A 342-nucleotide genomic window follows, 5' to 3' on the forward strand; every position below is an offset into this window, starting at 1 on the left:
ACGCCTGAAGGGGCCCGCCAGCAAAGTGATCTGCAATATTGTTATGTTAATGGCCGGATGATGCGCGACAAGCTCATCAATCATGCCATTCGCCAAAGCTACGAGACGAGCTTAAAGCCTGAGCAATTTGCCGCTTACGTCCTGTTCATTGAGCTGGATCCACATCAAGTTGACGTCAACGTTCACCCTGCCAAACATGAAGTACGCTTCCATCAAGCCCGCTTGGTACATGATTTTATCTATCAACACTTGCAAGTGCGTTGGCGCAAGTGACAGTATCGAGCAGCCGCAATCAATGAGTCAGCTTTCATTATCAAGTTCGAGCCAGAAGTTGAACCACTC

At 48.5% G+C, this 342-nt stretch carries 1 pseudogene; it reads left to right on the forward strand.

Annotated elements, in window-relative coordinates:
• Window positions 1-252, forward strand: a pseudogene (locus CIK04_RS29960) (DNA mismatch repair protein MutL); the annotation flags it as partial.
• Between the last annotated feature and the right edge of the window lie 90 nt (window positions 253-342).

The organism is Vibrio sp. 03_296 (genome assembly GCF_002265885.1).